This window comes from Rheinheimera mesophila, assembly GCF_000986865.1.
Lineage (GTDB): Bacteria > Pseudomonadota > Gammaproteobacteria > Enterobacterales > Alteromonadaceae > Pararheinheimera > Pararheinheimera mesophila.
In genome coordinates this window covers 33852-41021 of sequence record NZ_LAVS01000014.1, presented here as the reverse complement: position 1 = coordinate 41021, position 7170 = coordinate 33852, and the positions used below count along the sequence as shown (strand labels likewise).

The window sequence follows — 7170 nt, the reverse complement described above, 5'->3', positions numbered from 1 at the left end:
GGACTTCCCTGTAGGTAATGTGGAGTACTCAATACTGTTTATACTGCAGCAATTCATGCTTTGTTACCAGTTCGCTTTGGTTATTTGTCTGATTTCTATTCAAAAAACTGTAGATTTATCAGGCCTGTCCGCAGTTCATCAAAATGGTTACAACTTGTTACCCTTTTGGCAGGACTGAAACTTCTGACTGTTTTATAGTGGCTTTACTAAAAAAGTATCTATGCTTGCTTGAACTACCGGATGGGTTGGAACCATGAAAACTATAAAACTAACAGTAATTGCCTTGTGTATTGTCAGCACGTTAGCTGCGTGCTCTAAGCCTGAGGTGGCTAAAACACAGGACGACAGTGTAAAACCACTACAACTGGTGGAGCAGGACTTGCTGACCGTATCGCAAAGCACCCTTGCCAGGGGCCCAGTGATTTCTGGTTCGTTGCAACCCGTCGTCAAAGCAGAACTGAATGCAGAAGTATCAGGTATTGTTATGCAGGTACTGAAAGACAATGGTGATCTGGTCAGAGCCGGTGATGTACTGGTGAAGCTGGACCAAACCACCTACCGCGACAAACTACTGTCAGCGCAGGAAGCCGAACGTTCAGCGATAGTGACGCTGGAGCAATCCAACCGACAACTCAAACGGATGCAATCTTTATCGAAACAAAGCCTGGTCACGCAAGAAGGCTTAGAGGCGGCAGAAAACAAAGCCAATCAAGCCCAGTCTGATTTAGCCTCAGCCCGGGCTCGATTAGTGGAAGCCCGTCAGCAGATGGAAAAGACTGAAGTCAAAGCGCCATTTTCAGGGGTAGTCGCTACCCGTAAAGTCTCTGCCGGTGATACAGCACAGGTAGGCAAAGGTCTGATGGTACTGATAGACCCGGCCAGTATTCGATTTGAAGGCTATGTCGCCGCAGACCGGGTGGGTCAGGTCAAAGTCGGCAATAAAGTCACCTTTAAAGTGAATGGCTACAGCGGTCAGTTTTTCACTGGGACTGTCGAGCGTATTAATCCACTGGCCAATGAAAGCACCCGTCAGGTGCAATTGTTAGTCAGTATGGATTTGAAACAGCAATCACTGGTCGCCGGCTTGTATGCCGAAGGCCACGTTGAGGCTCAAAACAGCAATGCGCTGATGGTGCCTGAGTCGGCCCTTATGCGCGAGGGAGACAAGCATTTTGTTTGGCAGTTCGCCAATAATGAGCTGAAAAAGACTGAAGTTGAATTGGGCAGTAAAGATGAACGCTGGGGGACTCAAGAGGTGTTGTCCGGTATTAGCTCAGGTGCTCAGATTTTACGTCACCCGCAAGGTGCTTTAACAGACGGAGCTAAAGCACAGTTGGCTGCTGCTGCGACTAGTGTACCGGATCAAACCGCAGCGAAAGTCAGCACAGGAAACTAAGCCATGTTTTTATCTGATTTTAGTATAAAGCGCCCTATGGTGGTGGTGGCTGTTACGCTAGCCATGATGATTTTTGGTTATTTTGCGATGACCAATTTAAAAACCAACCAGTTCCCTGATGTCCAGCCACCTGTATTGGTGATGACTATTCCTTATCCGGGCGCTTCGCCCGAAACGGTCGAACGTGAGGTGTTAAACCGGGTCGAAGACTCGATGGCCACCATCACTGGCATGAGAGAACTGCGCTCTTACGCCCGTGAATCCAATGCGGTGATAGTGGCCATTTTTGAGTTTGATAAAGATTTAATTGAAGCCTCACAGGAAATGCGCGATGCAGTGGCTGTGGTGCGCGATAAGCTGCCGACCGAAATGAAAGAGCCTTTCCTGCGTCGTGAAGATCCAAATGCTTTTCCTATCATGTCGCTGGCATTATCGTCCAAATCCATGGATCCGATAGAGTTGTCGCAACTGGCCGAGCATCAAATCGCCCGCGAAATCCGTGCCGTACCCGGTGTGGCGCTGGTGAATCTGGAGGGGGAAAAAGAACGTGAAATGACAGTGTTCTTAAACTCCAATGCGATGCGGGAAGCCAATGTGTCTGCTATGGATGTGGTGAATGCTCTGCGCGCGCAAAACGTCGCAGCTCCGGTGGGCCGGGTCGTCAATGGCATGGAAGAGCAGGGCATCCGGATCCAGGGCCGCCTGCGTGATGTGCGTGAATTTGAACAAATGGTGGTCAAACGCAACGGCGACCAGGCCATTCGTTTAGAGCAGGTGGCGGATGTTGTGGATGGTGCCGCAGAGCAGCGCCGTTTATCGATCTTTAATGGCGTGCCTTCGTTAGGTATTGATGTGATCAAGGCCCGTGATGCGTCAACCATCAGCGTGACGGACGATATCAAGGCAAAAATAGAAGAGTTAAAGAAAACCTTACCGGCAGATTTTGAGTTAGTGGTGGTGCGTGACTCAGGCGAAGACGTGGCTGCCAGTATGCGTAACGTCACTGAAGCTTTGTCTATGGGAGCCTTGCTGACTATTGTCACTGTTTTTGTATTTCTGAACTCCTGGCGCTCAACCTTAATCACTTCATTGGCCTTACCGACTTCAGTACTGGCCTCTTTTATCGCGGTGTGGGCCTGCGGTTTTACACTGAACTTTATGTCGCTGCTGGGCTTGTCGCTGGCGATAGGTATTCTGATTGACGATGCGATAGTAGTGCGGGAAAACATTGTGCGCCATATGGAAATGGGCAAAGACAATATGACCGCAGCCCGTGACGGCACCAAAGAAATTGGGATGGCGGTCATTGCCACCACTATGTCTATTGTGGCTGTGTTTATTCCTATTGCTTTTCTCGATGGTATTACCGGTCAGTGGTTTAAACCTTTTGGCTTAACAGTGGCCTGTTCTGTCTTAGTGTCGTTGTTTATCTCTTTTACGCTGGATCCGATGATGTCCGCCTACTGGCACGACCCGGATCACGATAAACATGCCAAACGCCGTGGTCTTGGTAAAGCCTTGCAAAAATTTAATATCTGGTTTGATCATCAGGCGGAGCGCTACTCCAGACTGATTAGCTGGGCATTAAAACATCGCAAATCGATGTGGGTGCTGGCCTTTGGTTCATTCTTTGCTGCCATAGTGGTGCAGGGGATGTATGGGGGCTCAGGTTTCCTGCCTGAAACAGACGATGGTGGTGTGGTGATCTCAGTCCGGGCTCCGTCAGAAGCCAGTATTGAATACACCAGTATTAAAGCCGAACAGGCTGCCGCTATTGCCCGTCAGTTGCCGGAACAGCTCTACACTCAGACCACGGTCGGGACTCAGGGCAATATTACCAGAGCTCAGATCTTTGTCCGGTTGAAAAAAGAATACGAACGCGACCGCAGCTCCCGTGAAGTGGCGGCCGAGTTACGCGCCAAAGTTCAGCAATTAGTTGGTGCTGAATACACTGTGTCGGCTGATTTAAATGGCGGCGGTGGCGGTAAAGCATTGCAAATCCAGTTCCGTGGTCCGGATAGCCGGGTACTGGAGGGGCTGGTGATGGACTATATGGAGAAACTGAAAACTGTGCCTGGCGCGGTGGATGTTGGTTTATCGACTCAGGATCCTAAGCCTGAACTGCAAATTGAATTTAACCGTGGTTTGGCATCGAGCTTGGGTTTATCTATGAGTGATGCCGCCAGTGCCTTACGGTTGGCCTTCGCTGGTGCTGAGATTGGCGATTGGATCGACCCAACGGGCGAAACCCGCAATGTGTATGTCCGGATTAAACCGGAAGAACGCATGACGGTGCAGGATTTAGAGCGTCTGCCGTTATTGTCCAACCGCACCGGTGCGATGATCCCGCTGGAACAGATAGCCACAGTCACGGTTGGGAAAGGTCCTGCAGTGATCGAGCACTTAGACCGGGAAAGTATGATGGCGGTTGGCGCCAACGTTCAGGGCCGTAGTTTTGGTGAAGTGGATGCCGATGCGAAAAAACTGCTGAAAACTATTCCATTCCCGCCCGGTTACGATGTGGTCTCCGGTGGTCAGAGCCGTGATCAGGAAGAAGTATTCGGTAGTATTTTTGGCGCTTTGGGCTTAGCTGTGATGCTGATGTATCTGATCCTGGTTGTACAGTTCCACAGCTTCCTGGCTCCGGTGTCTATTATGATGTCCTTGCCTTTATCTCTTATTGGTGTGGTGTTGTCTTTGTTGATCACTGGCGCCACTTTAAACCTGATGAGTTTAATCGGGGTGGTGATGCTGATGGGTATAGTCGTGAAAAACGGTATCCTGTTGATCGATTGTGCCCGCAAAAAAGAAAGTGAAGGTTTTGGCCTGGAAGAGGCATTAATTGCTGCAGGTCGCGAGCGTTTGCGTCCTATTCTGATGACGACTTTTGCTTTGGTGGCTGGTATGTTGCCGGTGGCTATTGGCATAGGTGAAGGTGCTGCGTTTTATAAACCTCTGGGGATTTCAGTAATAGGTGGGGTGCTCACCTCTACGGTATTGACCTTGTTGGTGGTGCCGACTTTCTATGACAGTCTGGAAACCTTTAAACGTAAAGTAAAAGCCAGATTCAGCCGCAACAAAACAGCGACAGTGAGCAGTTATGGCGAGCCGCTGACCTCGAAATAAGCCGAAGCGCAGGAATTCAAAAGAGCACTTCGGTGCTCTTTTTGTTTTCAGCGCCAAAACTTACTGCATTTAGAGAGTTGGGAAACACCCTCAATTCAGCTAGTATGGCTTCATCTACTCTTTCAGGATCACCGCAGTTTAGCCATCAAATCAGTAGTTTGACTCAGGCGGAACTGCGGTGCTTTATAGCTGGTTTGATATGAACTCTTTAAAAAAAACCGGGATTAAACTCAATTGCGACTTGGGTGAAAGCTTTGGTGCCTGGCAGATGGGGCTGGATGCACAAGTGATGCCGTTGATTGATCAGGCCAATATTGCCTGTGGTTTTCATGCCGGCGACCCGACGATTCTGGTTCGCACTCTTGGTTTAGCAAAGCAGCATCAGGTCGAAATTGGCGCTCATCCCAGTTATGACGACAAACAAGGTTTTGGTCGCCGCTCGGTTAAAATGCAGGCGGATGAACTGAAACATTTGCTGTGGTATCAGATTGCCGCTGTAGATGGAGTGGCACAAAGTCTTGGGCTGCAGCTTAGTTATGTGAAACCTCACGGTGCGTTATATAACGATATGATGGCAAGCCCGGCCTTGCTGGAGACAGTGATGCAAGCCGTCGCCAGTTACCATAAACCCTTAAAGCTGATGCTATTGGCAACGGCTTCGGCGGCAGCTCATAGGCAATTGGCGAAAGACTATCATCTGGAAGTATTGTTTGAAGCTTTTGCCGACCGGCGCTACACAGCAGAGGGGGCGTTAACACCCCGAAGTCAGGCCGGCAGTGTGCTGGATCATCAGGCGGCTCTGGCGCAAGTGCAGCAGTTATTGCAGAGCGGTTCGGTGCAAAGTGACACAGGACATAGCGTCTTTATTGCTGCTGACACTTTATGTGTGCATGGCGATAATCCAGAAGCCGTTGCTTTAGTTCAATCCATTCGTCAGGTGCTGGACGGCCAATGATCCAACTGGAACTGGCGGGAGAAAACGCCCTGATTGTATATTTACCGGCACAGATCAGCGGTAAAAATCTGAGTCAGTTGCAGCAGTTACAGCAGCAGGTCCGGTTATTGCTGGGGGAACAGCTACAGGAATTATTACCCTCTTATGCGTCCTTATTGATTGTATTAAAACCTGATCATCAAGGCTTGCTGGTGATCAAAAGCTTGCTGGAACAGCAATTGAGCCTCACTCATTTTGTGGACGAGCAAGCCGGTCAGCTCGTGGTCTTGCCTGTGTATTATCACACCGCATGGGATTTGCAGGCTGTGGCCGCACGGGCGGGTTTAACCACAACACAAGTGATTGATTTACATCAGGCCATCGAATATCGCGTCTATGCCATAGGTTTTGCACCGGGTTTCGCTTATTTGGGGCAACTGGATGAGCGTCTTACCACACCACGCTTATCTACGCCAAGAGCTAAAGTTCCTCAAGGGGCTGTGGCTATAGCGGATAGGCAAACTGCAGTCTACCCGGCCGAATCGCCCGGGGGCTGGAATATATTGGGTTTGTGTCCAACCGCTTTGTTTACACCAGAACGTGCCGGAACTTGTGAGGCATTGATGCCATTTGCCGTCGGCGACAGAGTGCGTTTCCGGTCCATCAACCTACAGGAATTTTCAGCTTTAGGTGGCCAATTACCGCAGGAGCTGTGCTGATGTCTGCTGTTGTGGTGCTAAAGCCGGGCGTGCTGTCGACGTTGCAGGACCAGGGGCGCTTTGGTTATGCCCATTTAGGCTTAACTCAGGGCGGGCCTGCCGATTATGTCAGCTATCGCAGTGCCGACTTATTACTGCAAAATCCAAATCCAAGTTGCCAGATTGAAGTTTCTGTTGGCGGACTGAGCTTGCTTGCCTTAACAGATACGGTGTTTTGTGTCACAGGGGCGCAGATGCCGCTGACGGTCAATGGCCAAGCTAAAAGCTTATGGCAAAGCCATCGTATTAAAAAAGATGATGTCATTGAGCTGGGGTATGCCACATCAGGCTTGCGTTGTTATCTGGCCGTAGCTGGGGGCTTTCGACTGCCTAAACACTTTGGCAGCAACAGCACCGTGCTGCGGGAAAAAGTGGGCGGTATAGGCGGAGCGGCCTTACAGCCAGGTCAGTTTTTACCTGTGCGCCCGGCTTACCGACCTTTGCTTTGGTCCTTGCCGGAAAAGTTCTGGCCAGATTTCTCCACGCCGTTAGAGCTTGCGCTTCTGCCCGGGTATCAGCAGCACTGGTTGAACGAGGCACAGTGGCAGCACTTGTGTAACACCGACTATCAGGTGGCCGGGCTGTCGGATCGGATGGGCTATCGTCTGGTGGGTGAGCCGCTGTTGTACCAGCCCAAAGCCTTGTTATCTGAAGGTATTTGTTATGGTGCAGTGCAATTGCCCCCTGATGGTTTACCGATAGTTCTGCTTAACGACCGACAAACCTTAGGCGGTTACCCCAAACCAGGCGTACTACTGGCGCGTGATGCCGCCGCTTTGGCGCAACGTCGGCAGGGCCAGACTGTTCGTTTTTATAAAATAAGCCTTGAAAAGCTCGGCCTTTATCAACAGCAGCAACAGCGTTATTGGGCTCAGTGGGTGATGGAACTACGAAGTTAGCATAAAGCGGATACGGCTCGGGCGGCCTCTGTCCCTGTGACAGGCAGCAGTTTGTGA

The 7170-nt window shown here is 50.3% G+C and carries 5 protein-coding genes; all 5 read left to right on the top strand.

The genetic code is table 11. The features are described 5' to 3' along the window. Positions 1–253: 253 nt before the first annotated feature. The 5 genes from SD53_RS07575 (at position 254) to SD53_RS07555 (ending at position 7113) form a co-directional block, all read left to right on the top strand. The gene (locus SD53_RS07575) at positions 254–1396 is read left to right on the top strand and encodes an efflux RND transporter periplasmic adaptor subunit (protein WP_046519625.1); all 1143 of its coding nucleotides are present in this window, start codon (positions 254–256) and stop codon (positions 1394–1396) included. 3 nt (positions 1397–1399) lie between these two features. Next, complete coding sequence (locus tag SD53_RS07570) at positions 1400–4522, top strand: efflux RND transporter permease subunit (RefSeq protein ID WP_046519624.1); 3123 nt, start codon at positions 1400–1402, stop codon at positions 4520–4522. A gap of 199 nt (positions 4523–4721) precedes the next feature. Further along, on the top strand, positions 4722–5477 hold the full coding sequence (locus SD53_RS07565; protein WP_206539912.1) for a 5-oxoprolinase subunit PxpA: 756 nt from the start codon (positions 4722–4724) through the stop codon (positions 5475–5477). Further along, on the top strand, positions 5474–6175 hold the full coding sequence (locus SD53_RS07560) for a 5-oxoprolinase subunit B family protein (protein ID WP_052749299.1): 702 nt from the start codon (positions 5474–5476) through the stop codon (positions 6173–6175). The genes SD53_RS07565 and SD53_RS07560 overlap by 4 nt, the downstream gene beginning before the upstream one ends. After that, a complete protein-coding gene (locus SD53_RS07555; RefSeq protein WP_046519623.1) occupies positions 6175–7113 on the top strand; it encodes a 5-oxoprolinase subunit C family protein in 939 nt (312 codons plus the stop codon). Before SD53_RS07560 ends, SD53_RS07555 begins: the two co-directional genes overlap by 1 nt. Positions 7114–7170: the final 57 nt, after the last annotated feature.

Bases quoted from the DNA above. Each gene is read 5' to 3' on its own strand.
- SD53_RS07575 (WP_046519625.1), top strand. From the start codon at position 254: ATGAAAACTATAAAACTAACAGTAATTGCCTTGTGTATTGTCAGCACG.
- SD53_RS07565 (WP_206539912.1), top strand. From the start codon at position 4,722: ATGAACTCTTTAAAAAAAACCGGGATTAAACTCAATTGCGACTTGGGT.
- SD53_RS07570 (WP_046519624.1), top strand. From the start codon at position 1,400: ATGTTTTTATCTGATTTTAGTATAAAGCGCCCTATGGTGGTGGTGGCT.
- SD53_RS07555 (WP_046519623.1), top strand. From the start codon at position 6,175: ATGTCTGCTGTTGTGGTGCTAAAGCCGGGCGTGCTGTCGACGTTGCAG.
- SD53_RS07560 (WP_052749299.1), top strand. From the start codon at position 5,474: ATGATCCAACTGGAACTGGCGGGAGAAAACGCCCTGATTGTATATTTA.